Here is a 25831-nt window from a genome sequence, read left to right as displayed (position 1 = left end):
GCGCGTCACTGGAGTCTCGCCGCTAGCCGGCGCCACCCGCCCGAGTGGTCACAGCCGGTTGAGGGGAAGGACGAGCAGCGCCTCGGTGCCTCCGCCGGCACTCGTCCGCAGCTCGATCGTGCCGCGCAGCTCCCCGGTGACCAGCGCACGGACGATCTGCAGGCCGAGGCTGCCGCCGCGCTCGGCGTCGAACCCCGGCGGCAGTCCACCACCGTTGTCGATCACCGACACGTGCAAGATCTTGCGAAAGCGGTGCGCCGAGACCACCACCTCGGGGGAGAAGCCGGCTCCTGGCTGCTCACCCGCCTCTTCGTCGGCGGGGAACCCGTGCTCGACTGCGTTCAGCAGGAGCTCGTTGAGGACCATCACCAGCGACGTGGCGAGCTCGGCGGGGAGCACGCCGAAGCTGCCCTGACGGCGCATCCGGACGGTCGTCTCGGTCGCCGCCACCTCGGTCGCCGCGCTCGCCACCCGGTCCACAATCCCGTCGAACTCGACCACCTCGTCGTTGGACATGGAGAGCGTCTCGTGTACCAGCGCGATCGAGGCGACCCGGCGGACCGACTCCTCCAACGCGATCCGCGCCTCCGGCATGGCCACCCGGCGGGCCTGCAACCGCAACAGGGCGGCGACCGTCTGGAGGTTGTTCTTCACCCGGTGATGGATCTCCCGAATGGTGGCGTCCTTGGTCATCAACGCCCGGTCCCGGCGCCGGACCTCGGTGACATCGCGGACCAGCACCAGCGCGCCGATCGGCACTCCAGCGGGGATCAGCGGTAGCGCCCGGGTCAGCATGGTCGCCCCGCGCGCGTTGATCTCACGACGGGGCGGTGCCTCGCCCCGAAGCGCGGCGAGTACCGCGTTGGCCGCGTCGGTCCCCTCCAGCGGGTCATCGGCGAGGCGCCGGTGCAGCGCCGTGAGGTCCTCCCCCACCAGGTCCGAGGCGTAGCCGACCCGCCGGTACGCCGACTGCGCGTTCGGGCTCGAGTACGTCACCCTGCCGCCGGCGTCCAGCCGGACCAGCCCATCGCCGACCCGGGGGGCCGAGGTGGTCTCCCCCGGGTGCCGGGGCGGCGGGAAGGTACCGTCGGCGAGCATCTGCGCCAGGTCGTCCGCCGTGGTCAGGTAGTTCAGCTCCAGTTGGCTGGGGGTCCGGGCGGTCGACAGGTTGGTGTCCCGACCGACCACGGCGATCACCTCGGCCTGCTCACCGTCGGCGGCCCGCAGCCGCACCGGGATCGCCTCGTGCCGCGCGGGCACGTCCCCGTACCAGACCGGATCGCCCTCCCGCCAGATCCGGCCTCGCCGGTAGGCAACCTCCAGGTGGTCCACCTCCGGCCCACCGGTGATTCGGCCTACCTGGTCATGCTGGTAGGCAGTGGGCGCGGTGGTCGGTCGAACCTGGGCCACGCAGAGGAACGTCCCGTCCTCGCCCACCGGCACCCAGAGCAGCAGGTCGGCAAAGGACATATCAGAGAGCAACTGCCAGTCGCCCGCGATCCGGTGCAGATGATCGATGTCAGCGGGACGTAGCTGGGTGTGCTCGTCGGCGAGGTCGCGCAGCGTGGACACGCTGCCCAGCCTGCCACGCCAGCGCTCACATCGTCGCGGTGACCTTCTTCAGGCCCCGGGGTGCGTCCGGGTCCTCGCCTCGGGCCAGCGCGAGCGCCAGGGCCAGGCGCTGCAGCGGCAGGATGTCCAGCAGCGGCGCGTACCGCTCGTCAACCTCGGGAACGGCGATCCGCGTCGTGGTGGGCACCTCCGCCGAGCCGACCACCACCACATCGGCGCGGCGCTCGCCGAGCCGGGGCAGCACCTCCCCCATCGCCTGGCCGCCGGGGCCGGAGCCGACCACCGCGAGCACCGGCACGTCCGGATCGGTCATGGCGAGCGGACCGTGCAGCAGGTCGGCACCGGAGAAAGCGAGCGCCGGTAGGTACGAGGTCTCCATCAGCTTCAACGCGGCCTCCCGCGCGGTCGGGTACGCGTACCCCCGGCCGGTCGTGACCAACTGCGCGGCGAACCGGTACCGGGGGGCGAGCTGGACCGGCGTCGGGTCGGCGAGGGTACGCGCGGCGAGGTCGGGCAGCGTGTCGAGGGCGGTCCGCTCAGCGGCCGGCAGCACGCCGTCGCCGGCCCGGATGCCCTCCACCAACATGAGCAGGGCGAGCAGCTCAGCCGTGTACGTCTTGGTGGCGGCCACTGCCCGTTCGTGCCCGGCGGCGATGTCCACGCTCAGCTCCGCCGCCTCAGCGAGCGGCGAGTCGGGCGCGTTGGTGACCGCGAGGGTGAGCGCGCCGGAGTTCCGGGCGGCCCGCAGCACCTCGGTGAGGTCCGGGGAGCCGCCGCTCTGGCTCACCCCGACCACGAGCGCGGCGGAGAGGTCCGGGCGGGCGCCGTAGGCGGTGACGGAGCTGGGCGAGGCGAGCCCGGCGGGCAGACCCAACCGGATCTCGGTCAGGTAGGTGCCGTAAAGCGCGGCGTGGTCTGAGGTGCCGCGGGCGGTGAACACCACGTGCCGCGGTCGGTGCTCGGCGATGGTGGCGGCGACCCGAGCGATCTGCCCGGCGTGCTCGGCGGAGAGCAGGCGGGCGTAGGCCGCCGGCTGCTCGTCAATGTCGGCGGCCATGCCGGCCCCTGGACGCGTCACAGAAACTCCTCCTGGTGCGCGATTCCCGCGCGTTTGTGTTCAGTCTTGCACTTTTAAGCGTCCAAGCGCAACACAACGAGCAGCAGCGCTCGGTCATCGCTAAAAATCCTCACTATCACCTACGCTGACCGCCCGGAGCGCATACCACCACGGCGGGAGAAGAACGTGTCCCCGGACAAGCGAGACCTGCCGGCGGCGGAGGACCTGACCCTGGCCCGACTAGCCCTCACCGAGGGCGACCTAGCGCACGCCGCCGCCCACATCGCGGGGGCGCTGGCGCAGGCACCGACCCTTCCCGAGGCCCACGAGTTGCTCACCCGGCTCGCTGCCGTTGACGGCGACGGGCTCGACCTCTTTCCCCTGCACCAAAACGTCTTCGTCGGAACCGTGGTCGCCCGAGCCCACCTACTCGCCGCAGCTGGCCGGCCCGCCGAGGGGCTGGACCTGCTCGTTGCGGCCACTGGCTACGCGCCTGCGCAACCGTGGGCGGAGGTGCCCTGGGTGACCGCACCCGACCTAGCCGAACGCCTCCGGCCGGAGCGGACCGCCCAGATTCTTTTGCAGGTCTGCGCAGCGACCGCTGATCCAGTCCCCCGAGCCGGAAGGGCCGCCCTCACTCCATACCTCACCCTCGCCCGCAACGCGGTGACCGTGCACCACGACCACGCGCTGCTGTTCGGGGCCGCCTCCGCACTGGCCCGCCGGCTCGGCGAGGTATCGCTCGCCGTCCAATGGGCATCCCGAGGGTTACGTGCCGAGCCATCGAAGATCGGCGAGGTGTGGCTCGGGTACGCCTATCGAAGCGCGGGGCGGATCCGAGACGCCCTCGCGGCGCTGGAACGTGCCGTTGAGCACGACCCGGACGACCTGGCCATCTACGCCGACATCGCCGGCACCCTCGCCGACCACGGACGGCTGGACGAGGCCCTCGACTGGATCAACCGGGCGCTTGCCCGGGACCCGACGTTTGACTGTGCAGTGCATACCGCCCAGCGGCTGCGCTTCCAGCGCGACGGCGACGTCGCCCACCTGATCGCACTGGCGGATTTCATCCGGGAGCACCCCGAGGATTCCCACGAGCACACCGACCTCGCCGAGTCCTGCGCCGGCCAACCCTGGCTCGGGCAGATCACTCCGGCCGCCGGCCCCGCCGTTGACGCGCTTCGGGCCAACCATGCCGGCGCTCAGCTGGGGGCCAGCATCCGGCTCGGGTCGCCGGTGCCGCCGAGCGCCCTGCAAACCCTCACCCGCACCGTGCCCGGCCTGCGGGTCCAGCTGACGCAGGGTCCGGGCCCGGACCCGCAGGAACCCCGACGCGCGGTGGACTGGCGCCTGTGGCGGCACGACGGCACACCTGCCGTCGAAGCCCCCTCGCCACTAGCGGCAGACCACCTCCGACAGTTCGTGCATCCGGCGTGGCCTCACCCGCCGGCGGCGTACGACGCCGGCGTGGCCCTGGCCACCCTGAACTTGACCGATCTACTCGGTCTGCTGGCCCATCCGCCGACGACCCCACCGACCGCACTGGGCCGGCTCCTCGACGAGCAGGACCCGTCCCTCTGGGTCCGCAGCGTTCAGGTGTGGGCCTGCCTTGGACTGCTACACCACCGCACCGACGAGCCGTGGCCGACCTCCACCCGCCGCTCGGTGCTTCTCGACCTGGTCTGGGGCGTCGAGGACTGGGTCACCGAGGCCGCGCTCTTCGCCCTGGTCACCATCGCCTGGGTCGACCCGGCGGTCCGCCCCGAGGTCGCCACGGTGGTCGCCGAACGACTCACCGATGCCGTCGAAGTGGCGCGAACGCGTCCGGTCCCGATCGGCAGGTCCCTGGCGTACCTGGCACTGGCCACCCCGGACCTGGCCCCGGAGTCCCGAGCACTGGCCCGGACGTTGGCCGGTAGCCGGCCGCCGGCTCCAACGCCGCCCGGCCGGCTTCGCCGCCTCTGGCGACAGATCACGGCGATCTTCCGCCGGCACTGACCTCGCCGGTCCGACGCGGGTCAGCGGTGGGCGTCTGGGCGCTGGCGCTCCGCCTCGCCTGCCGGCACCGGGATGTTCTCGGTACGCAGCGGAATCTCCCTGATGAGCCAGGCGAGCACCGGCACCACGAGGGTGAAGAGCAGAGCCCAGAGGAACACATGCGAGATCGCGTCGGCAAGGCCGCCGAGAACCAGCTCCCGGACCGCCTCCGGCAGTTCCCGAAGCTTCACGAGGTCCATCGCCGCCCCGGCCTCACCGCCGCCGAAGATCCCGCCACCGGGGGAGTCGGCCAGCCGGCTGGCGAAGACGGCCCCAAAGAGCGAGATGCCGAACGAGCCGCCGATCGAACGGAAGAAGGTCGCCGCGCCGCTGGCCGCGCCCAGATCACGCTGATCAACGCTGTTCTGCGCGATCAGCATCGTCGTCTGCATGAGGAAGCCCATGCCGACACCGAGCACGAGTAGGTAGAGCGAGGACTCCGCCACTTCGGTCTGCGCGTCGAGCCGCGTCAGCAGCACCATGCCAGCACTCATCACCACACCGCCGATGATCGGGAAGGCCCGGTACCGGCCGGTCCTGGTGATCGTCCGCCCCACCACCAACGAGACCACCAGCATGCCGAACATCAACGGCAGCAGGAGCAGCCCGGATTCGGTGGCGGAGGCGCCCTGCACGGTCTGCTGGTAGAGCGGCAGAAAGCTCATCGCTCCGTACATCGCGAAGCCGAGCAGGAAGCCGATCACCGAGATCAGCGCGAAGTTGCGATTGGCGAAGAGTGACAGCGGCAGAACCGGTTCAGCCGCCCGCCGCTCGACGACCGCGAAGACGGCGAGCGAAGCCACCGCGAGGACGATCAGGCCAACAATCTGCGGAGAACGCCAGGCGTACTCGTTGCCACCCCAGGTGGTGACCAGCACGATCGCGGTGATGCCGACCGCGAGCAGTGCGGCACCAAGCCAGTCGATCCGGTGCTCGGTGCGATGCCGAGGCAGACGCAGGGTGGCGACGAGCAGTGCCAGCGCGGCCCCACCGAGGGGCAGGTTGACATAGAAGGCCCAGCGCCAGGAGAGATGGTCGGTGATGAAGCCGCCGACCAGCGGGCCAGCCACCAGGGCGATCGCCATGATCCCGGCAATCATGCCCTGGTAGCGGCCCCGCTCCCGGGGCGGCACCAGGTCGCCGATGATCGCCAACACCCCGACCATCAGGCCGCCCGCGCCGAGGCCCTGCACCGCGCGGAAGGCGATCAGCTCCACCATCCCGTCGTCCGGCCCGCCAAGCAGTTCGGAGCCCGCCATGCCGCAGAGTGCGGACCCGATCAGGAAGATCACCACCGAGCTCAGGAAGATCGGCTTCCGGCCGAAGAGGTCACCGAGCTTGCCCCAGATCGGAGTGGAGACGGTGGTCCCGAGAACATAGGCGGTAACAACCCAGGTGAAGTGGTCCAGCCCGCCGAACTCACCCACGATCCTCGGCAGGGCGGTGCTGACGATCATGTTGTCCAACATCGCCAGCATCATGGCGATCATCAGGCCGAAGAGCACGATCCGGATATTCGGTCGCGTCGAGGCTGGGGCTGCCTGGGTTGCCTGGGTCATACGTCGTTCCCCTCGGGGGTGGGTGAGCTTACTTGCCGACCGGCTAGCCAGCTTACTAGCCGTACGGTAAGTTGGGGTGCCGACGGCAGTCAAGCGGGTCAGGTGATGAGAGTGCGGGAGAGCACCGGCAGCACACGGGAACGGATCAAGACCGTCGCCCTGGAGCTCTTCACCGAGCAGGGCTACGAGAAGACCTCGCTCCGGGAGATCGCCGAACGGCTCGATGTGACGAAGGCGGCGCTCTACTACCACTTCAAAAGCAAGGACGAAATCGTCAACAGCTTCGTCGAGGACCGCCTCGATCAGCTGGACGACCTCGTCGCCTGGGCCGAGGCCCAACCGGCCACGCTGACCACCCGACGGGGCATCATCGGCCGGTACGCGGACACCATGTGCGCCGGGCAGTACCCGTCGGTGATGCGCTTCTTCGAGCAGAACCAGACCGTGCTACGGAGCCTCGCCGCCGGCCAGCGGATGCGGGAGCGGATGTTCCAGCTGGCCAACCTACTCTGCGGCGACGATTCCTCCCCCGAGGCCCAGCTCCGGGCCACCCTCGCGCTCTTCTCCGTACACAGCAGTTGGTTCGGGGTACGAGCGCCCGGTCTGACCGACCAGGAACGCAGGGAGGTCGCCCTGAAGGTGGCCGACGAGCTCATCGCCGCCATCGGCCCACCCCCGACCGACGACCCCCGCTGACCCAACCGCCGGCTCTGCTCCCGCCCCGGGCGCGAGCAGACGCCGACAGCAGAACAGCCAGCTCAGGCGGGAAGCGAAAGCCGCAGTCCCCGCAGGAGCACATCGGCCATCGGCGACCAGTCCAGCTCTGGCGCCCGAATGAACCCCCGCCGCTGATAAAGCCGCTGCGCCGAGGCGGCGAGGCCATCCCGGATGCAGATCACCAGGGCGGAGCAGCCCAACTCGGTCGCCCGCGTCACACACGCCTCCACCAGAGCTGCGCCGACCCCCCGCCCTTGCGCTGCCGGATCCACGGCGAGCATCCGAAACTCCGCCTCACCGGCTCCGGAGAGCTCGGCATAACGGGTACCGGGCAGGACGAAGAGGACCGAACCGAGCACGGCGTCGGTGCTGGCGTCCACGGCGACCAGCACCGCACCGTGCTCCACCCGGGCGTCCACGTCGGCGAGCACAGCCGCGTACCCATGCTCCCCTTTGAGCTGCCCGTCCGCCTCGTAGGCGGCGACCGTCAGCCGGGCGACCGCGGCGTGATCAGCGGGCTCGACGGGGCGTACCAGGACACTCAACCGATCACCGCGATCAGGTCGCCATCCTGCACCACGTCCCCCTCGTTGACCGCCAGCTCCTGCACGACGCCGTCGGACTCGCTGACGACCGGGATCTCCATCTTCATTGACTCCAGGATCACCAGGGTGTCCCCCTCGGACACGGTGTCCCCGGCCGATGCGACGACCTTCCAGACGTTCGCCACCATCTCGGCGCGGATCTCCTCGGCCATCTCCACAGCCCTTTCTCTCACGACTGTCCTGCCGACGTATCCAATCATGAGCCGGGTCGGGGCGGGGCAACCACGCCAAGACCAGATCCACCGCCGGTCCCGCGCCGAGACCGCCCGAGCACGCTTCCGAGAAGTAGCGCCTACCCCTCGCCGGGCGATGCCGCGGGCCGGGCCCGCTGGCCGGTGGCAACGGCACTAGGGTCGGACGCGTCCGGTTTCACGCCGCGGCGGCCCCGTCGCTGTGGCGCACTACGAGGAGGTCACCATGGCCAAGAGGGCCCGGAAGAAGAAGGCCCGTAAGAAGGGCGCGGCCAACCACGGCAAGCGCCCCAACTCCTGAACCACCGGCGCGACCAAGCCCAGTAGGCTCGGCCAGCGCGGACGACGGTGGCCCGGACCGAGGTCGGTCCGGGCCACCGCGGTGTCACCCCGGTCAGTCGGTCAACTCACGCGACTCGCTGCTGCCGAAGACCACGAGTTCGGCGAGCTTGCTGCGGAGCCGCTCGCGAAGCTGGTCAGGAGCGGTCTCATTACCGCAGCAGCGGGCCACGAGCGCCTGAACCTCCTGCTCGATACCGTATTCGCGTAGGCACGGCCCACACTCGTCGAGGTGGTGCCGGATCAGTTTCCGCCGCTCCTCGGCGCACTCCAGGTCCAGATACAGATAGACCTCCGCCAACACCTCGCGGCAGTCCGTCTCGTGCGGCTCTCCACAGCTCACGTCACACCCCCCGGCCGGTCGAGCCCTTGGCCGACGAAGCAGAGCTGAAGCCCCGCTCGGCCGCGTACTGCTCCAGCAGGTTGCGCAGATTACGACGACCGCGGTGCAGGCGCGACATCACTGTGCCGATCGGCGTACCCATGATCTCGGCAACCTCCTTGTAGGAGAAGCCTTCAACGTCGGTGAGGTAGACCGCCAGCCGGAATTCCTCGGGTAGCTGCTGGAGGGCCTGCTTGATGTCGCTGTCCGGCAACCGATCCAACGCCTCCGTCTCAGCGGAGCGCAACCCGCTGGAGGTGTGCGACTCGGCCTCAGCGAGCTGCCAGTCGGTGATCTCGTCGGTCGGCGCCTGAATCGGCTGCCGCTGCCGGCGCCGGTAGGAGTTGATGTAGGTATTGGTCAGGATCCGATACAGCCAGGCCTTCAGGTTGGTGCCCTGCTCGAACTGGTGAAAGGCCGCGTATGCCTTCAGGTATGTCTCCTGGACCAGGTCCTCGGCATCCGCCGGGTTGCGGGTCATCCGTAGGCCAGCAGCGTAAAGCTGGTCAACGAAGGGCATCGCGTCCCGCTCGAAGCGGGCCCTGCGCTCGTCCGTCTTCTCGGTGGTCAACCGCGCATCCCCTCGGGTCGGATGTTTCCTCGCCGAGGATACGTGTATCCGCTCGCCGAGCGATTCACTTCCGCCCAGGTGCCCGACCGAAACCGGGACCGCCGACGCCGCCGCTGGCCAGTTCGGCCCCTCCAGCAGGCGGTAGAGCCGCCGCGTGTCCCGATCGTCCCACTCCCGGGCCTGCGTCTCGACCGGCACCGGCCACCCCCCTCGTCGGAAAAGTCGTCCGCGGGGTGTAACGCAGGTCGGCGGGGTGGGCATTCCAGCCATCGGCCCCCTTTCCTGGTCCCGGTCCGACCTCGGCGGAGACCGGAGCTGGGACCAGGAAGGGCCCGGGAGGACCGGCGCCGCCCCCGGGCTAGGGCAGGCGGCGCCATCCAAAGCAACGAGAGTTTCCCACTGCGGTCACGCCTCATCGGCGCAGTCGGGCGGTGTGGACCCACCCGACGACCGATCCGGCTGGCGGGTCCAGCCGCCGGCCCGCAGCCAGTCGAGGACGACCGCCGCCGTGCCCAGCGGATCCTTGCGCAGCTCATGCCGCTCCCCCGGCCGAGTGATGACTCGCACCGTCGGCACCGCGGCCACCGGCATCCCGAACGGGTCCCGATCGCCGTTTACCACCAACGTTGGCACGCTGGTTGGCAGCTCTTCGGCGCGAGACCGCTCCGGCCGGCCCGGTGGGTGCAGCGGAAACGCCAGGGCCACCACGCCGGCTGCCCCAACCGCGTCGGCGGTACGGCAGGCCACCCGGGCACCACTGGACCGGCCGCCCACCACCAGCGGAATTCCGGGATACCGCGCCCGAAGCGCGGACAACACCACCGTCCAGGACAGGTCGAGCTGCCGCGCGGGCGCGGGCGCACGCCGGCCCGCGAGCCGGTAGGGCTGCGTCACCCGAGCAACGACCAGACCAGCGGCCAGCGCGGCGTCCCGGAGCGCAAGCAGATCCGGCGCATCCACCCCGCCGCCCGCTCCGTGACCAAGCACCAACAGTGCGGTCGGCGGACCACCGGGCCAGTCGAGCTCCACTCCGGCCGGCCCGTGCGGGGTGCTGATTTCCTCGGTCGGCGACACGGAACCATTCTGAGCATCGCGCCGATACGCCGGCTACACGGCCGCGCCAACTCTCAACGGCCGAGTGGCACCGGGGTCAGCCGCCGGCCCCGGACCAGTGGCCGGGCAGCGTCGGTTAGTGCCGGCTGAGCCTCGCCGCGCCAAGCGACCAGCATGGCCCGGCGCTCGCGCGGGGTGGTGCCACCCCAGACGCCGTAGCAGTCGCCGACCTCCAGCGCCCAGGCGAGGCAGGCCCCCTGCACGTCGCAGGTGTGACAGAGCGCCACAGCAGCGTCCGCCGGCTCGTTGGGCGCCGGAAAGAAGGTTTCCGGGTCAACGCTTTGGCAAAGGCCTCTGGTACGCCAGGCCTCATCCTGCTGACGCTCGTGCAGGGCCCGCAACAGGCGCGTGTCGCGTCGTGCGGCAGCAACCTCGTGTGGACGGGGCGTCCGTGCCCTGGTCATCCACCCACCTCCCCCGTGGGACCGGAAATTTTGGGTGCGACTCGCCGCATGCGAATCGACGCCCACCACCGGCGCTCTGGTGTATCGCACTTTTCGAAGTCGATACAAGGGGTAGCGGGAAAAAGTTAAATTAACCAACAAAGTTTTGCTATTAAATCCGACAAATCACCTGACCTAAAGTCGCGAATACGTCAGAAAAGCGTCTCCTCCCCGAGCCCGCTGCTATGCCGACGCGGCACCGACGCGGTGACCCGTTCCACGAGGCTCGGACCGTCGTTACGGACATTGCCAACCGCCGGCCCAACCGGACGAATCTCCAGCCCGGCCAGCCACTCCAGTGACGGCGGAGCGAGCAGATCCACTGGCCGGTCCGTGGGCCCCAGCCAGGCACTCCACCGCTCGATAGGCAACAACAGCGGCATCCGGTCGTGCACGTCGGCCAGGTCACCGCGGGCAGGGGTGGTCACAATTCCGCAGGTCAGCACCGGGCCGCCCGGGCCCTCCCACACCGACCAGATGCCGGCGAAGACGACCGCCGAGCCGTCCCGGGGAGTCAGGTAATACGCCTGCTTGCCGCCGGGATGACGGACCCACTCGTACCAACCGTCCGCCGGCAGCAGACAGCGGTGGCGGGCGAAGGCACGGGCGTACGCCCGGCTCGTGGCCACCGTCTCAGCCCGAGCATTGATCATGCGAGCCGCGCCGGCCAGGGAGCGCGACCAAGCCGGTACGAAACCCCAGCGTCCCAACAAAAGCACCCGCTGGCCCGCCGCGGTGGCCTGAACCAACGGCACCGAATCGGTGGGGGCGACGTTGTAGTCGGCGCCGAGCCGACCACCCGTTTCGTCGTACGACTCGAACATCGCGCTCAGATCCCCCGCGGACCGGGTCGTCGCGTATCTCCCGCACACACCGGACACGCTAGCGCCCCAACTGGTCGCCCGCCGTCCCGCGGACCGAGCTAACAACCGGGGGTAGCCGGCAATGACCGTTAGTGAAGGCGGCAGAATGTAACCGTGGGACATCTGACCGCTACCCGGCCGCTGCGGCCGTGGACCGCGCCGACCGCCTCGGATCCGGTCTCGACGACGCTGCGCCTGCCCGGCTCCAAGTCACTCACCGCGCGTGCCCTGGTGCTCAGCGGCCTGGCTACCGGCCCATCGACGCTCGCCCGGCCCCTACGCGCCCGGGACACCGAGTTGATGGCCAACGGGTTACGGGCGATGGGTGCACACGTCTCGATCAGCGACGACGAGCGCTGGCTGGTCCGGCCGCACCCGCTGGCCGGGCCGGCGCACATCGATGTCGGCCTCGCCGGCACGGTAATGCGCTTCCTGCCCCCGGTAGGCGGCCTCGCCGACGGTCGGATCACCTTCGACGGCGACCCGCAGGCCCGCCAGCGCCCGCTTGGACCGCTCCTGGACGCACTACGCCGCCTCGGCGTCCGGATCACCTCGCCGGCCTCCGGGAGTCTGCCGCTGACCGTGCTCGGCGGAGGAGGCATTCGCGGCGGCGAGGTCGTGATCGACGCCAGCGCCTCCAGTCAACTCGTCTCCGGGCTGCTACTGGCGGCTCCCCGCTTCGACCGTGGGGTCGTCGTTCGACACGTCGGCCCACCGGTGCCCTCCGCGCCCCACCTGCGGATGACGGTGCAGATGCTGCGAGCCGCCGGCGCCGCCATCGACGACACCACCCCCGATGTCTGGACGGTCGAGCCGGGCCCACTGACCGGCCGTGGCTGGGAGATCGAGCCAGACCTCTCCGGTGCGGTCCCCTTCTTCGCCGCCGCACTGGTCACCGGCGGAGAGGTGACCGTGACCGGCTGGCCAGGCGGCAGCGTCCAACCAGTCGAACGGCTCCGCGGGCTGTTACAGGCGATGGGGGGCGAAGTGTCACTCTCCACCGCCGGGCTGACCGTGCGGGGCACCGGCACCGTGCACGGCCTGACCGCCGACCTGTCCGACGTGAGTGAGCTAACCCCGGCGTTGACCGCGCTGGCGATGCTCGCCGAATCCCCCTCCCGGTTCACCGGGATCGCCCACATCCGGGGGCACGAGACCGATCGGATCTCGGCGCTCGCCCGCGAGTTCACCGCGCTCGGTGCCGACCTCACCGAATCCCGGGACGGGTTGGCGATCCGACCCCGGCCGCTTCACGGCGGAGTGTTTGAGACCTATCACGACCATCGGATGGCGCACGCCGCCGCGATCACCGGGCTGGCCGTACCCGGCATCGAACTGAGCGACGTTGCCTGTACCTCGAAGACGATGCCGGAATTCCCGGCGCTATGGTCGGCAATGGTGACCGGCAAGAGCTGAAGGGAGCTGTCCTGGCAACGAGGCGGCGGGAGTACGACGAGGACGACGTCCGGATTCGGCCCGGCAGATCCTCACGTCCACGTACCCGGAGGCGTCCGCGCCACGCGGACGCGGTCGAGGGTTTCGTCACCGCCGTGGACCGAGGGCGCTACACCTGCGTACTGACGGACGCCGACCCGAAGCAGGCACCGGTGACCGCGATGCGGGCCCGGGAGTTGGGCCGCAAGTCCGTTGTGGTGGGCGACCGGGTCGGGCTGGTTGGCGACACGTCGGGGACCCCCGGGGCGCTGGCCCGGATCGTTCGCATAGCCGACCGCAGCTCGGTGCTGCGACGTACCGCCGAGGATGACGCGACCACCGCCGAAGGGCGACTGGAACGGGTCGTCGTCGCCAACGCCGACCAACTCGTGATCGTAAGCGCGCTGGCCGACCCGCCGCCCCGGACCGGCTTCATCGACCGCTGCCTGGTAGCCGCGTACGACGCCGACATCGAACCGCTGCTCTGCCTCACCAAGGCCGACCTGGCCGGGCCCGAGGAGGTGCTTGGGTACTACGCCGAGCTAGCGCTGCCCTATGTCCTGATCTGCCCCGACTCGACCCTGGACACGCTACGCGACCTCCTCGCCGGACGAATCTCGGTGCTGGTGGGCCACTCCGGGGTAGGTAAGTCGACGCTGGTCAACCGCCTGGTCCCCGCGGCCACTCGGGCAGTTGGCCAGGTCAGCGCGATCGGTCGGGGCCGGCACACGTCAACCAGTGTGGTGGCGCTACAACTACCACCGGTCGCCGATGCCACCGAGAGCTGGATCATCGACACTCCGGGAATCCGCAGCTTCGGGCTGGCCCACGTCTCGGCCGAGAGCCTCCTGCACGGCTTCCCCGACCTCGCCGAGGGGGCGGCCGACTGCCCGGCGAACTGCCCACACACCGCCGGTGAGTCGCTCTGCGGGCTGGGCGCCCGGGTCGCAGCCAGTCAGGCCGACCCGCGCCGGCTGGCCTCGTACCAGCGGCTCCTCGCCTCGCGCACGGGCGAGAGCGAGCCACGCACCCGGCCCAGTTCCCGAGACCCGAGTAGCCCTTCGGCGGGAACCTGACCAGACCGGCACTACTGTTCCATGGATGAAGGGTTACGCCGCCGACATCGCCCTCGCCCACCGCCTCGCGGACGCCGCCGACACGGTCTCCGCCGCCCGATTTGGTGCCGTGGACCTTCGGGTGGACACAAAGCCCGATCTCACCCCCGTCTCCGACGCCGACACCGCGGTCGAGCAGGAGATTCGGGCCCTGCTCGCCGCCGAGCGCCCCAACGACGGCCTACTCGGCGAGGAGTACGGCGAGCGGACCGCGGGCGGCCCAGGCGGACGGCGGTGGGTGATCGACCCGATCGACGGGACGAAGAACTTCATCCGTGGCGTACCGGTCTGGGCCACGCTCATCGCCCTACTCGAAGGGGACCGACCGGTCGCCGGCCTGGTCTCCGCGCCGGCCCTGGGGCGGCGCTGGTGGGCAGCGCTCGGCGAGGGGGCGTACGCGGGGCCGGACCGGGCGTCCGGTACGCCGATCCAGGTGTCGGCGGTGGCCGATCTGACCGATGCCAGCTTCTGCTACTCCTCACTCGATGGCTGGGAGGAGAGTGGCCGGCTGCCGGCGGTCCTACAGATCATGCGAGACGCGTGGCGCAGTCGGGCGTACGGCGACTTCTACGGTTACATGCTGCTGGCCGAGGGTGCGCTGGACATCATGGTGGAGCCGGAGCTGTCCCTGTGGGACATCGCCGCGCTGGTGCCGATCGTGACCGAGGCGGGTGGCACCTTCACCGACCTGGCCGGCCAGCCCGCCCCGGGGGACATCGGCTCCGACGGGATCAGCGCGATCGCCACGAACGGTCCGTTGCACACCAGTGTCCTCGCCCGCCTGGGTTGAGCACCTGCGCGCTGATTTCGGTTAGCCTCTATCCTCGCGCTGTGGTTTCCTCCGGTTGGTACTTCCTCGCGGCAATGATCATCGCGTACGGGGTCGCCAACTTGCTCCAGTCGGTCGCGGCGGCCCGCACCACCGTGCACCACTCGTTCGATCCGGGGCTGCTGCTGCGACTGGCCGGACACCGCACCTACCTGCTCGGGCTGGGCTGTCAGGTCGGCGGTTTCGTGCTGGCCTTCCTGGCCCGACGGGACCTTCCACTCTTCCTGGTGCAGGCCAGCATGGCGGCAGGGCTCGGCGTGACCGCCCTGCTCGGGGTGCTCCTGCTGAGGTGGCGACTGCCTCGGGCGGAGGTCGTTCTGCTGGTGCTGCTCGTCGCCGGGATCACCGGGCTGGTGCTCTCAGCCCGGCCGGCGCCCTCGCGGCAACTCGGCACCGCCGGCCTGGTCACCCTGGCGGCGACCTTCGGCGTAATCGCCCTGCTGGGCTTCTTCGCGGTACGGCTGCACGGCGCGCCCGGATCGGTCGCGCTCGGCTCCCTCGCCGGCCTGGCCTTCTCCGCCGCGGCGGTGGCGGCCCGGCCCCTTGCCTCGACCCACTCGGCGGAGGAGTTCCTCGGCGATCCGCTGCTCTACCTGCTGGTGGCCCACTCGATCATCGGCCAGCTCCTACTCGGCCTGGCGATGCAACGCGGGTCAACCACGGCCGCCGTAGCCGCGATGGACGCGGCCGGGGCGGTGCCGGCAGCCATCATTGGGCTGCTGCTGCTCGGCGACCAGATCTGGCCGGGACGAGAGTGGCTGGCNACGGCCGGCTTTCTGGTCACCCTCGCCGCCGTGCTCGGGCTGACCCGGTACGCGGAGCCGCAGCACCAGCACGCCGTGGCGGGTAGGCGGGAACGGGTGGTGGTCAGCGTTGACCGCTCCAGCTCGGCGCCGTCAGGGCGGGTAGGCGCTCAGGCGGCCTCAACCGGGGTGCGGGCGCGGACCACCCGCTCGTAGAGCCGTTCCAGCGCAGCGCCGGTCCGCTCCCATGTGTAGCTACACCGCACCCGATCCACGGCGGCGTGCCCGTACGCGAACCGCTCGGCGCTATCGGTCACCAGTCGACGCAGCGTCACGCCCAAAGCGCGTACGTCGCCCGGCAGCACCAGCCGTCCGGTGACCTCGTCGACGACCGCGTCGGCGACTCCACCCATCGCGTACCCGACGACCGGCACGCCGCAAGCCATCGCCTCCAACGACACCCGGCCGGCCGATACGTAGCCCGACGTACACGCCACCACGTCCGCCGAGCGGTACCAGGTGGCCAGCTGCTCGGGCGGCACCGCCCCCACCAGGGTCACCTGATCGGCCACCCCGTTGCGTTCGGCCAGTTCCCGGAGCTGGCGTGCCTCGGCGTGCAGGGCGAGCCGCTCACCCGGCGGGCCACCGACGATCACCAGTTCCGCATCGCCAGCCATCCGGATCACCCGGATCAGATCCTCCTGGCCGTGGCCGGGATCGAGGGTGGTCACGGAGAGGATCCGCGGTCGTGCCTCGCGCGGCGCAGCCTCCCCGTCGGGGTGAAACAGCTCGGCGTCCACCCCTGGTGGGACCAGCGCCACCGAGGCACGTTGCAGGCCCATCCGGGCCAGTTCGTCCACCTCGTCGTTGGACTGAGCCACCGCAATGTCCACCACGCGAATGAGGGCCCGTTCCAGCGGAATTCGCTCCGGGGGCGCGCTGTAGCGCGCGCCGACGCGGCGCAGTTGTTCCAGCCCAAGTGAGTAGAAGGTCTGCACGATCGGGATGTCGGTCTCGCGAACGGCGTGCGCGGCGGCGAGCCCACCGAGCCAGTAGTGCCCGTGCACTATCTCCGGCGCCCAGTCGTCCGCCCACCGGTCGGCCAGCCAGCGGCCGTACTCGGCGACGGAGCCAACCAACTCGCCGGTGGGCACCGCCGCGGCCGGACCAACCGGGACCCGCTCGACCAGGTAGCCGTCCGCCGTCGCTGTCGCCTCTTGGTCCGGGGCGTCGCGACGCTGGTAGAGCCGAACGTCGTGGCCCCGCCCTGCGAGTTCAGCGGCGACCCGGGCGATGTGCTGGTGGGTCCCGACAGACAGGCCGCCGACACGCCGGGACGGGTCGGCGTGCGCGCACACGAGACCGACGCGCATGGTCACCTCCAGGCATCGTCGCAATGGCGGGGTCCTCCCGGTCAGAGGGTCCCATTAACTCGGGGCCGGGGAGCCGAAACCTGACAGATCGGCGCAGGAGCAGCGGCATCACAGGCAGCGGCCCGACAGCGACAGCAGCGGCAGCGGCAGCGGCAGCGGCAGCCTGACGATGGATACCGGATCGACGGTTACGAGACGTGGGGCAGCGGGTAGAGCATCGGCATGCGCGACGACGAGTACCCGACCCCGGTGTCTGACCCGGAGGCGGTGGGCCTGCCCGACACCGCCGACGACGACTCGACCGCGAACGACAACGTCCGGACTGGGCGGGAGGCAGACGGCCCGGACCCAGCGCAGCTGCCCGGGGACCGGATGCCGATCGCGGTCGACCGGTTCGGGACCACCGCCGACGAACAGCTCGACGGCGAGTCGCTGGATGCCAAACTCGGCCGGGAGCGGTACGAGCGGCCGGCGGATGATCCGTTGGCCGGCCCGGTCGACCCGGACATCGCCGCCGAGGCGAGTAGCCCGGAGCAGGCCGCTCAGGCCCAGCTCGACGCCGACGTGTTCGAACCGGGGCCGTCCTCTGATCCGAACTCCCCGGTCTCCCTCTACGACCACGGCCTGCTCGGCAGCGGGGCCGACGCCCAGGTGGGTCGGCTGGTCGAGCCAGACGAGGGCGTCCATCCCGACCAGACACCCGACTCAGTCGCGTACGACGCGGGTTCGGCTGGCGGCGGTGCGACCGCTGAGGAGTTGGCGGTCCACGAGACCCGCCCGCCGCCGGCGGTCTAGCTCTCGGCATTCGGCCATCGATGCGGGTAGCGGCCCTGGCGTACGGTGAAAATGCCGCTATTCCGCACCGGACCCCTGCCGGGAAGGGCCATGACGAACGCAGACCCGGAGTCACCACGCGCGGCTGCGCCCCTTGAGCCCTGCCTGTTGATCGACACGGCCTTCGACCAGGGACAGGTGACCCAGCTCCGTCACTCGGCCGCGGCGTACGCGCATACGGCGGGCCTGCGGGGCCAGCGCCTCAACGACTTTGTGCTAGCGGTGAATGAGCTGACCACCAACGCGGTTCGCCACGGCGGCGGCCGTGGGTCGCTGCGGATGTGGCGGCAGGCCGGGAGCCTGGTCTGCGAGGTCTCTGATCATGGGGATGGAATTAACGGCCGCTTACTCGGAGAGCACCGCCGCCCAGTTCCGGAATCGGTCGGCGGCTGGGGGCTCTGGCTGGCTCGCGAGCTGAGCGACACCATGGATGTGACATCCGGCCGAGCCGGCACGGTCGTCCGCATCACGACCCTCCTGCCGATCCCCCACCCCACCCCCGACTAGCCAGGGCAGGAGGGGTTCAGCCGAAGAGCGCGCTCACCGACTCGCCGTTGTGGATCCGGCGAATCGCTTCGGCCAGCGCGGGGGCCACCGACAGTACGGTCAGCTTAGGGATCCGCTTCTCGGTGGGGATGGGAACCGTGTTGGTGCAGACGATCTCCTGCACCTCCGCCTGCTCGCTCAACCGCTGCACGGCTCCGTCTACGAGGAGTCCGTGGGTGCAGGCCAGCCGGATCGAGCGGACCTCCATCTCGCGCAGGTGCCCCATCAGCTCGATCACCGTGCTGCCCTTGACAATCTCGTCGTCCACCACAATCACGTCCCGGCCCTGCACCTCGCCGATGATCGTGCTGATCTCCACCCGGTCGCCCCCGAAGCGCTGCTTGGCCCCGGCGGCGACCGGCGTACCGAGCTGCCGGGCGAAGGCCGCTGCCTCCTTGACGTAGCCCAGGTCCGGCGAGACCACCACGGTGTTGCTCAGGTCGAGCGCCCGGAAGTGGGCAGCTAGTTCGCGTAACGCGTGCAGGTGATCGACCGGGATCCCGAAGAAGCCGTAGACCTGCGGCGAGTGCAGGGTCATCGTGAGTACGCGATCGGCGCCGGCCGCGGTGAGCAGGTCCGCGACCAACCGGCCACCGATCGAGATGCGCGGTGCGTCCTTCTTGTCGGAGCGGGCGTACGCGTAATGCGGTAGCACCACGCTGATCCGACCGGCCGAGGCTCCCCGGGCCGCGTTGATCATAAACAGCAGCTCGACCAGGTGCTCCTGCACCGGCGGGACCAGTGGCTGGATCAGGAAGACGTCCCGTTCCCGGCAGTTGGCCTGTAACTGCACTTCCAGGCAGTCGTTGGCGAACCGGGACACCCGAGTCGGGTCCAGGGGCACTCCCAGGTGGGTGCAGATCTCTGCACCGAGCTCAGGATGGGCGCTTCCACTGAAAACGGCGAGCTGGCGCACAGCTGTCGATTCTACGAGCTATTCAGCGCCAGCGCTCGCCGGTGAGCTTCTCGTAGACATCGACGTAGCGGGCGCGAGTGGCGTCAACGACCTCACCCGGCACCTCCGGCGCCGGGCTCTGCTTGTCCCACCCACTCCTAGTGGCCCAATCCCGCACGTACTGCTTGTCGTACGAGAACTGGGCGCGCCCTGGCTGGTACGACTCGGCCGGCCAGAACCGGGACGAGTCCGAGGTCAGCAGCTCATCGCCGACCGTCAGCGTGCCATCGGCAGCCCAGCCCAACTCGATCTTAGTGTCGGCGATCAGGATTCCCCGGTCAGCGGCGAGCTCGGCTCCCCGTCGGTAAACGTCGAGCGTGATCTGACGCAGCCGCTCGGCGGTCTCCGCGCCAACCTTCTCCACCACCTCACCGAAGGTCATCGGCTGGTCGTGCTCTCCTACTGGCGCCTTGGTGGAGGGAGTGAAGATCGGCTCCGGCAGGGCGGCCGCCTCGACCATTCCGCGCGGCAGCTCGATCCCGGAGACCGTTCCGGTGCGCTGGTACTCGGCGAAGCCGCCACCGACCAGATAGCCCCGGGCGACGCACTCCACCGGAACCATCTCCAGTCGCCGGCACCGAATCGCCCGACCGGCGAACTCCGGCGGCACGTCGGTCGCCGAGAGCACATGGTTCGGTACCAGCTCGGCGAGCTGGTCGAACCACCACAGGGAGAGCGCCGTGAGAAGTTTGCCCTTCTCCGGGATCGGCGTCGGCAGCACGACGTCGTAGACAGAGACGCGGTCCGAGGCGACCAGGATCAGGTCGTCGCCGTCAGCGTAAACATCCCGAACCTTGCCCGAGTGCAGAAGTTCCACGCGAGCTAGTACATCACGCGGCCCAGATCGGCCCGCGCCCGCAGAGCGCGGTCCGCACGAACCGACCGGAGCACGCAGGGAGCAGCGGCCGCTGGTCGGCTCAGCGCCGAGGGCCGCGCCGACTACGGGTCATCCGCAGGATGAGCAACACGATCACGACGACCACGATCAAGCAACAAAAGAACCCGAGAAAGCCGAAGCCCCCACGGCGGCGTCGGGCGGCCTCGACCGCCAGCTCACCCGGGCCGCTGGCCGCCCAGGCCGCCACAGGGACAAAGACCGCCAGCACGACCGCACTGAGGACCGCGGTGAGCCGGCTCCACCACTTCGCGATTGCAGACATGACCCCATCCTCGCCGAGCCGCGCAAGCCGGGTACGACGAAGGCCCTGGAGGAAACCTCCAGGGCCTTCAAACGAGTAGCGGGGACAGGATTTGAACCTGCGACCTCTGGGTTATGAGCCCAGCGAGCTACCGAGCTGCTCCACCCCGCGTCGGCTTCACTACTGTACCCCATCAGATCCGGCCATGATCCGCACCCCCGAGGCTCGGGTATTTGCCCAACACCTCCACGACTGGTGTTGTACGTTCGCGCCGATCCACGACCACCTCTATGGACCGCCCGAACATCGGAGTCGCTTTGCGCAAACTCGTCTACTTCGTCGCCGCCACCCTCGACGGCTTCATCGCCGCACCCGATGGATCGTTCGACTTCTTCCCCCTGGAGCCCGATGTAGCGCCCTACCTGGTGGCCGAATGGCCCCAAACGCTGCCCACCTTCACTCACCCGCAGCTCGGTGTCGCATCCCCGCCCACCGGTCGTTTCGACACCGTACTGATGGGCCGTGTCACCTACGAGCCGGGCCTCAAGCTCGGGTACACCAGCCCCTACGACCACCTGAAGCAGTACGTCTTCAGCCGCTCGCTGGCCCCGGCCAGCTACCCGGACGTGGAGATAGTCTCCGGCGACCCGACAGCCCTCGTTCGCCAGCTCAAGGCACGGCCCGGCCGTGACATCTGGCTCTGCGGCGGCGGACAGCTCGCCGGTCAACTCCTCGACGAAATCGACGAACTGGTGCTCAAACTCAACCCGGTCGTCGCCGGCAGCGGCATCCCGCTGGTGGACCGGGGCTTCGACCCACACCGCTTCGTACTTACCTCGACGCGCCCTTTTGCCAGTGGTGTAGTCGTCCTGCACTACACCCGACAATCCGGTGACCCCACCTAACAAAACTTCAGGGGAAAGTCCCAGCGGAGCGTCCGGCCGACCAATCCGCTGGACCACCGCACCGGAGCGGTCAACCAATACACGAAAGCCCCGGAGGGTTTCTCCGGGGCTTTCGAACAAAGTAGCGGGGACAGGATTTGAACCTGCGACCTCTGGGTTATGAGCCCAGCGAGCTACCGAGCTGCTCCACCCCGCGTCGGCTCGTAAACGTTAGCGCACCACCCCGGGCCAACGCAAAACGGCCCCTATGCTGGGGCGAAAACCACGACGCCCCCGGGAGTCCCGGGGGCGTCGTGGATCGTAGGTGCTGGCGGGTCAGCCGCCGGGCGAAGGTGAACCCGTCGGTGCCGTGGTCGGCGTAGCGGCGGGGGGCGACCCAGCTGCCTGCTCGAAGGCCGCGGTCGCCTCATCCAACGCCTGCAGCGCCCGGCCATAGCGCTCGAAGTCGCCGGACTCCTGCGCGGCCCGGAGCTCCACGATCGCCGCCTGAACCCGCTGGGCCGCCTCAGCCACGTCGCCGGTGAACGGGGGTGGGGTAGCGCTCGGAGTCGTCGGGGCCGGGGTCGGGGTCGCGGTCGGGCCCGGGCTCGGGGGCGTCTCGTCGTCGGACGGCGGAGGCGATGGCGCACCGGCCTGTTCACCCTGCTCGACGAGCTGTTTGATGCCCTCGGTGAGGTTGTCGGCCAAGACCACGAACGATCCGCCGTCACCGTAGGAGAGGAGCACCTTCTGCAACAGGGGATACGCCTGCTGCTGGTTGCTCTTCACATAGACCGGCTCGACATAGAGCATGCCGTTGCCGAACGGCAGGGAGAGCAGGTTGCCGTACTGGACCTGAGCCTGGTTCGACGAAAGCAGGTTCAGCTGCTGCCGGATCTGGGCGTTGTTGGTCATCTGCTGGTGCACCTGCACCGGACCGGAGATCCGAGTGTCCTCCGGCAGCTCGTACACCTCAAGCCGCGGCTTGCCGTCCACGTACGAGCCAGAAATCAGCGCCGCGAGGTTCTGCCGTCGGTTCGGCGTCACCGCCGAGGTGAGTTGGAAACGCGGCTCCTCCTGCCCGGGCATCTGGGTGAAGAGGTAGTACGGGGGCTGCTTCTGGCCGCTGTCCGGCGCGTCCGGCACATTCGGCACCTGCCAGAAGTCCTGCCCGGAGTAGAAGTCACCGGGGTTGGTCACGTGGAACCGGGTGTATACGTTCCGCTGCACCTTGAACAGGTCCGCCGGGTAACGGAAGTGGGCGCTCAACTCGGTCGGGATCTCCGTCTTCGGCTTGATCAGATCGCCGCCGAAGGCCTTGTTCCACGCCCGGAGTACTGGGTCGCCGTCGTCGAACTCGTAGAGGGTGACCGTGCCGTCGTACGCGTCAACCGTCGCCTTGACCGAGTTCCGGATGTAGTTGATGTTCTCCCGGGCCTGCTGGAAGGTGCCCCGGTTGGTGAGTTCGTCGGTGGTCTCGGTCTGGAGGTTGATCCGCTCGGCGTAGGGGTAGGTCGCGGCGGTGGTGTAACCATCGATGATCCAGGTCACCCGGCCATCGATTACCGCCGGATACGGGTCACCGTCCACGGTGAGGAACGGGGCGACCTTCTCCACCCGCTCCCGCGGGTTACGGACGTAGAGCAGCTTCGAGTTCTCGTTGACCGCCTCGGAGAGCAGGAAGTTTGACTCCTGCTCTTTGATCGCGTAGAGCAGCCGGCGACCGAACGAGCCGACGTCGACGCCGCCGGAGCCGGTGTAGGTGTAGTAGGACTCGGATCCGTCCTCGCCGACCGGGCGATCGAACTCGGCGGGGCTGGCATCCGGGTTCGACTTACCGACGATGGCGTAGTCACCGGCCTCCATCCGCTCGCCGTAGTAGATCCGCGGCTGGCTGGCCGGGATCTGGTCGACCTGCGCGGCGCACCCCTCCTGCGACCGCTCCCCGAGGAAGCCGGAGACGAAGTACGGCTGGCCACCGCAGACCACCCGGTTCGCCGGGGCCGCGACCAGACCGTAACCGTGGGTGTAGACGGTGTGCCGGTTGATCCAGTTGCTCTGCTGTGTGGTCAGCTCGCCATAGTTGATCTCACGGACCCCGACCACGTAGTCCTGGGTCTTCCCATCGACGGTGTAGCGGTCGATATCGAGCTTGGGGCCGAAGTCGTAGAAACCGCGAACCTGTTGCAGCTGCGTGTACGTCTCGCTGACCAGCTGCGGATCGAGCAGTCGGGCGTTCGGCACCACCGCGGTGTCGGTGGCGAGGCTCGCCGGCGGCTGCAGGTTACTCGCCGCGTACCGCGTGGTCTCGGCCACGCCCAGACTGAATGCCGCCCGAGTCGCTTCGATGCTGCGCTCGATGTACCGCGCTTCCTTGTCTCGGGCACTCGGCTTCACCTCGAAGGTCTGCACAGCCCACGGGTAGATGCCGCCGATGGCGACCGCGGAGACCCCGAGCAGGGCCAGCGAGATGCCGGGCCAGACCAGGTTGCGCATCCAGGCGTTGGAGAAGACGAGGACCGCGATCGCCACGACGACCGAGATGTAGGCGAGGATCTCCTTCGCCGGCAGCAACGCGTTGACGTCGGCGTAGCCGGCACCGTAGACGTTGGCGCCGTCGTTGTACTCCAGCAGCATTGTCCGCCGGTCGAGCACGTACGCGACGGCCTTGAGTAGCACGAAGACCGCGATCAAGCTGCTCAGATGGGCCCGCGCCGCGGTGCTCATCCGGTCGCCCACGCCCTGGAGCCGGATCCCGCCGAAGACATAGTGCACAGCGAGCGCCCCGAGCAGGGCCAACACCACGGCGGTGAAGGCGACCCCGAGCAGATAGCGCCAGAACGGCAGGTCGAAGATGTAGAAGCCGATGTCCACCCCGAACTCCGGGTCCTTGACTCCGAAGTCCCCACCGTTGCGGAACAGCAGCCACTCGCTCCACCTGCTCTGCGCCGACAGTCCCGCGAAGAGGCCGACCACGACGGAGGCCGTCGCGAACCAGATGCCGAGCCGAGGGCTGAGCAGCATCCGGTATCGCTCCAGGGTGGCCTGCTCCGGTGACTGCGGGCGCAGCCGAGGCCGCAGTCGATGCGCCAGCCAGAGATTGCCGCCGACGATGGCCGCCATGGCCAGGCCGACCGTGACGAAGAGCAGCAGCCGGGTGACGAGCACCCCGCTGAAGACCGCGGTGTAGTCGACCTCGCCGAACCAGAGCCAGTCGGTCCACGCCTGCACACCCCAACCGAGCAGGGTGAAGAGCACGAAGACCCCGACCAGGACACCAATCGTGACGCGTCCGCGTCGGCTCATCCTCGGCATGGGGGCGCTGCTACGCATAACCACTGTTGGCTCCGCACGTTCGGTTGATCGGCTCCGACCAGGCCACCAGAGTACGGGGTCTCGCCAAACCTGTCGTCCGCGGTCGTGCCGAGTGCCGGCAGTTGAGTCAGCAGCGGGTCGGCTCACCCCCCGTTCGCAGCTGCTCGAGGGCGGTCAGCGCGTCGTCCAGCGTCGCCACCTTGAGCAGCGGCAGGTCGGGCTGGGGGTTGCGGACTGCCTCGGCGCAGTTTTCCGCCGGGACCAGGAAGGAGGTAGCGCCGGCCTCCTTGGCGCCGACCAGCTTCTGGGGGATACCGCCGATCGGGCCGATCCGGCCCGCGTCATCGATCGTGCCAGTGCCCGCGATGATCTGCCCACCAGTCAGATCCTCCGGGGTCAACTTGTCGATGATGCCGAGGGCGAACATGAGTCCGGCGCTCGGACCACCGATGTCCTCCAGGTCGATCGTGAGCGTGAACGGGTGCGGTTGCTGCTGTTCGATTCCGATCCCGATCCGGGGTCTACCGTCCCGCTCCTGGCTCGTGATCCGCGCAGTCCCGGGAGTCCCGTTGCGGGTGTAGCCGATCTCCAGGACGGTGCCGACCGGCTCAGCCTGGATCAGCTCGGTCAGCCGGATGGCCACCGGGACCGGCTCTCCGTTGACGGAGGTCACCACGTCACCGGGACGGAGCAGACCGGCCGCCGGGCCGTCCTCGGCGACTGTCTTTACCTCCACCAGCACCGGGAATCCGAGTTCACGCAGCGCGACCGTCTCCGCGCTGGACTGAGAGGCCTCAAAGTCCTCCGCATTGCGTTCCTCGACCTCCTCTCGGCTCTCCCCCGGCGGGTAGACCAGCTCCCGCGGCACCACCGCCTCGTCGTCGGAGAACCAACCCTGGATGGCCGCGCGCAGCTTGACCGAGGGCTGCACCCCCACGGTGGTCAACCGCAACTCCCCCGCCGAGGTGGAGGTCTCCCGACCGTCGACCTGGATGACCTCCTTGCCGTCCTCGGTGCCCAGCGTGTTGACGGTGGGGCCGGGGCCCAACACCACGTACGGGATGGGCGCCGCAAGCACGCCGATGCCGAGCAGGGCAACAAAGATGGCACCGAGCAGGACGGTCACGCCGCGACGTCTCATGCGGCAGAGCGTACCGATCGAACGCGTTGGCCCCCGCGGACCAGCCAGGACTTCACCGTTGACGCGACGCC

26 protein-coding genes and 2 tRNA genes are annotated in these 25831 nt (G+C 69.5%); 10 read left to right on the top strand and 18 right to left on the bottom strand.

Annotated elements, in window-relative coordinates; all coding sequences use genetic code 11:
- Positions 1 to 48: 48 nt before the first annotated feature.
- Complete coding sequence (locus tag B116_RS0105235) at positions 49 to 1572, bottom strand: sensor histidine kinase (protein WP_027659397.1); 1524 nt, start codon at positions 1570 to 1572, stop codon at positions 49 to 51.
- Positions 1573 to 1597: 25 nt separating this feature from the next.
- A complete protein-coding gene (locus B116_RS0105230; RefSeq protein WP_018720474.1) occupies positions 1598 to 2629 on the bottom strand; it encodes an SIS domain-containing protein in 1032 nt (343 codons plus the stop codon).
- A gap of 186 nt (positions 2630 to 2815) precedes the next feature.
- Between B116_RS0105230 and B116_RS0105225 the strand changes: the two genes are divergently transcribed.
- Positions 2816 to 4630, top strand: coding sequence for a tetratricopeptide repeat protein (locus B116_RS0105225; protein WP_027659396.1), 1815 nt, complete (start codon positions 2816 to 2818; stop codon positions 4628 to 4630).
- Positions 4631 to 4650: 20 nt separating this feature from the next.
- Here B116_RS0105225 and B116_RS0105220 read toward each other — a convergent pair whose 3' ends face one another.
- The gene (locus tag B116_RS0105220; protein ID WP_026321394.1) at positions 4651 to 6228 is read right to left on the bottom strand and encodes an MDR family MFS transporter; all 1578 of its coding nucleotides are present in this window, start codon (positions 6226 to 6228) and stop codon (positions 4651 to 4653) included.
- 105 nt (positions 6229 to 6333) lie between these two features.
- On the opposite strand from B116_RS0105220, the gene B116_RS0105215 reads away from it, so the two are divergent.
- Positions 6334 to 6924, top strand: coding sequence for a TetR/AcrR family transcriptional regulator (locus B116_RS0105215; RefSeq protein ID WP_026321395.1), 591 nt, complete (start codon positions 6334 to 6336; stop codon positions 6922 to 6924).
- Between the two features lie 62 nt (positions 6925 to 6986).
- On the opposite strand, the gene B116_RS0105210 is transcribed toward B116_RS0105215, so the two are convergent.
- Together B116_RS0105210 and B116_RS0105205 are read right to left on the bottom strand one after the other, a co-directional pair.
- Positions 6987 to 7490 carry a GNAT family N-acetyltransferase gene (locus tag B116_RS0105210; protein WP_018720478.1) on the bottom strand — a complete coding sequence of 168 codons (504 nt, stop codon included), beginning with the start codon at positions 7488 to 7490 and terminating at the stop codon, positions 6987 to 6989.
- Positions 7487 to 7708: a biotin/lipoyl-binding carrier protein gene (locus tag B116_RS0105205; protein ID WP_018216856.1), complete on the bottom strand. Its 222-nt coding sequence runs from the start codon at positions 7706 to 7708 to the stop codon at positions 7487 to 7489. Before B116_RS0105205 ends, B116_RS0105210 begins: the two co-directional genes overlap by 4 nt.
- 259 nt (positions 7709 to 7967) lie before the next feature.
- Here B116_RS0105205 and B116_RS28905 point away from each other — a divergent pair, with 259 nt between their 5' ends.
- A complete protein-coding gene (locus B116_RS28905; RefSeq protein ID WP_372492465.1) occupies positions 7968 to 8042 on the top strand; it encodes a 50S ribosomal protein bL37 in 75 nt (24 codons plus the stop codon).
- A gap of 93 nt (positions 8043 to 8135) precedes the next feature.
- On the opposite strand, the gene rsrA is transcribed toward B116_RS28905, so the two are convergent.
- The 5 genes from rsrA to B116_RS0105175 all read right to left on the bottom strand — a co-directional run bounded on the left by rsrA (position 8136) and on the right by B116_RS0105175 (position 11461).
- A complete protein-coding gene (gene rsrA / locus B116_RS0105195; protein ID WP_026321396.1) occupies positions 8136 to 8423 on the bottom strand; it encodes a mycothiol system anti-sigma-R factor in 288 nt (95 codons plus the stop codon).
- A 1-nt stretch (position 8424) separates the two neighbouring features.
- Complete coding sequence (locus B116_RS0105190; RefSeq protein WP_018720481.1) at positions 8425 to 9231, bottom strand: sigma-70 family RNA polymerase sigma factor; 807 nt, start codon at positions 9229 to 9231, stop codon at positions 8425 to 8427.
- 207 nt (positions 9232 to 9438) lie between these two features.
- Positions 9439 to 10107 (bottom strand): alpha/beta hydrolase family protein, encoded by a 669-nt coding sequence (locus B116_RS0105185; protein WP_027659395.1) that lies wholly within the window; start codon positions 10105 to 10107, stop codon positions 9439 to 9441.
- Between the two features lie 53 nt (positions 10108 to 10160).
- Complete coding sequence (locus tag B116_RS0105180) at positions 10161 to 10550, bottom strand: WhiB family transcriptional regulator (protein ID WP_026321397.1); 390 nt, start codon at positions 10548 to 10550, stop codon at positions 10161 to 10163.
- A 191-nt stretch (positions 10551 to 10741) separates the two neighbouring features.
- Positions 10742 to 11461 carry an SOS response-associated peptidase gene (locus B116_RS0105175; protein ID WP_033667301.1) on the bottom strand — a complete coding sequence of 240 codons (720 nt, stop codon included), beginning with the start codon at positions 11459 to 11461 and terminating at the stop codon, positions 10742 to 10744.
- 105 nt (positions 11462 to 11566) lie between these two features.
- On the opposite strand from B116_RS0105175, the gene aroA reads away from it, so the two are divergent.
- The 4 genes from aroA to B116_RS0105155 all read left to right on the top strand — a co-directional run bounded on the left by aroA (position 11567) and on the right by B116_RS0105155 (position 15789).
- Positions 11567 to 12868, top strand: a complete 1302-nt coding sequence (gene aroA, locus B116_RS0105170) for a 3-phosphoshikimate 1-carboxyvinyltransferase (RefSeq protein WP_018720485.1) — start codon at positions 11567 to 11569, stop codon at positions 12866 to 12868.
- A complete protein-coding gene (rsgA, locus tag B116_RS0105165; protein ID WP_033667300.1) occupies positions 12838 to 13962 on the top strand; it encodes a ribosome small subunit-dependent GTPase A in 1125 nt (374 codons plus the stop codon). The genes aroA and rsgA overlap by 31 nt, the downstream gene beginning before the upstream one ends.
- A gap of 25 nt (positions 13963 to 13987) precedes the next feature.
- Positions 13988 to 14791, top strand: a complete 804-nt coding sequence (hisN, locus tag B116_RS0105160) for a histidinol-phosphatase (RefSeq protein WP_027659392.1) — start codon at positions 13988 to 13990, stop codon at positions 14789 to 14791.
- 74 nt (positions 14792 to 14865) lie between these two features.
- Positions 14866 to 15789, top strand: a complete 924-nt coding sequence (locus B116_RS0105155; RefSeq protein WP_188115994.1) for a hypothetical protein — start codon at positions 14866 to 14868, stop codon at positions 15787 to 15789.
- Here the strand turns inward: B116_RS0105155 and B116_RS0105150 are convergent.
- On the bottom strand, positions 15744 to 16946 hold the full coding sequence (locus B116_RS0105150; RefSeq protein WP_027659390.1) for a glycosyltransferase: 1203 nt from the start codon (positions 16944 to 16946) through the stop codon (positions 15744 to 15746). The two genes, B116_RS0105155 and B116_RS0105150, sit on opposite strands and share 46 nt — an antisense overlap.
- Positions 16947 to 17168: 222 nt before the next feature.
- Between B116_RS0105150 and B116_RS0105145 the strand changes: the two genes are divergently transcribed.
- Together B116_RS0105145 and B116_RS0105140 are read left to right on the top strand one after the other, a co-directional pair.
- Positions 17169 to 17741 carry a DUF5709 domain-containing protein gene (locus tag B116_RS0105145; RefSeq protein WP_018720490.1) on the top strand — a complete coding sequence of 191 codons (573 nt, stop codon included), beginning with the start codon at positions 17169 to 17171 and terminating at the stop codon, positions 17739 to 17741.
- 90 nt (positions 17742 to 17831) lie between these two features.
- Positions 17832 to 18287 (top strand): ATP-binding protein, encoded by a 456-nt coding sequence (locus B116_RS0105140; protein WP_027659389.1) that lies wholly within the window; start codon positions 17832 to 17834, stop codon positions 18285 to 18287.
- A 16-nt stretch (positions 18288 to 18303) separates the two neighbouring features.
- Here B116_RS0105140 and B116_RS0105135 read toward each other — a convergent pair whose 3' ends face one another.
- The 4 genes from B116_RS0105135 to B116_RS0105120 form a co-directional block, all read right to left on the bottom strand.
- Positions 18304 to 19242: a ribose-phosphate diphosphokinase gene (locus tag B116_RS0105135; RefSeq protein ID WP_027659388.1), complete on the bottom strand. Its 939-nt coding sequence runs from the start codon at positions 19240 to 19242 to the stop codon at positions 18304 to 18306.
- Between the two features lie 22 nt (positions 19243 to 19264).
- Positions 19265 to 20098, bottom strand: a complete 834-nt coding sequence (locus B116_RS0105130; RefSeq protein WP_018720493.1) for a phosphoribosylaminoimidazolesuccinocarboxamide synthase — start codon at positions 20096 to 20098, stop codon at positions 19265 to 19267.
- A gap of 100 nt (positions 20099 to 20198) precedes the next feature.
- Positions 20199 to 20441, bottom strand: a complete 243-nt coding sequence (locus B116_RS0105125; protein WP_018720494.1) for a hypothetical protein — start codon at positions 20439 to 20441, stop codon at positions 20199 to 20201.
- 76 nt (positions 20442 to 20517) lie between these two features.
- Positions 20518 to 20591 (bottom strand) — tRNA-Met (locus tag B116_RS0105120).
- A gap of 119 nt (positions 20592 to 20710) precedes the next feature.
- On the opposite strand from B116_RS0105120, the gene B116_RS0105115 reads away from it, so the two are divergent.
- Entirely contained in the window at positions 20711 to 21325 is a 615-nt protein-coding gene (locus tag B116_RS0105115; RefSeq protein WP_018720495.1) for a dihydrofolate reductase family protein, read from the top strand.
- Positions 21326 to 21447: 122 nt separating this feature from the next.
- On the opposite strand, the gene B116_RS0105110 is transcribed toward B116_RS0105115, so the two are convergent.
- The 3 genes from B116_RS0105110 to B116_RS0105100 all read right to left on the bottom strand — a co-directional run bounded on the left by B116_RS0105110 (position 21448) and on the right by B116_RS0105100 (position 25760).
- Positions 21448 to 21521: transfer RNA gene (locus B116_RS0105110), tRNA-Met, on the bottom strand.
- A 119-nt stretch (positions 21522 to 21640) separates the two neighbouring features.
- Positions 21641 to 24637 carry a UPF0182 family membrane protein gene (locus B116_RS0105105; RefSeq protein ID WP_188115991.1) on the bottom strand — a complete coding sequence of 999 codons (2997 nt, stop codon included), beginning with the start codon at positions 24635 to 24637 and terminating at the stop codon, positions 21641 to 21643.
- A gap of 109 nt (positions 24638 to 24746) precedes the next feature.
- Positions 24747 to 25760, bottom strand: coding sequence for a YlbL family protein (locus tag B116_RS0105100; protein WP_026321399.1), 1014 nt, complete (start codon positions 25758 to 25760; stop codon positions 24747 to 24749).
- Positions 25761 to 25831: the final 71 nt, after the last annotated feature.

The sequence above is a fragment of the Salinispora fenicalii genome (assembly GCF_000514815.1).
GTDB classification, from domain to species: domain Bacteria; phylum Actinomycetota; class Actinomycetes; order Mycobacteriales; family Micromonosporaceae; genus Micromonospora; species Micromonospora fenicalii.
The sequence above is the reverse complement of the archived record's forward strand: the minus strand, read 5'-3'. Positions and strand labels throughout refer to the sequence as shown.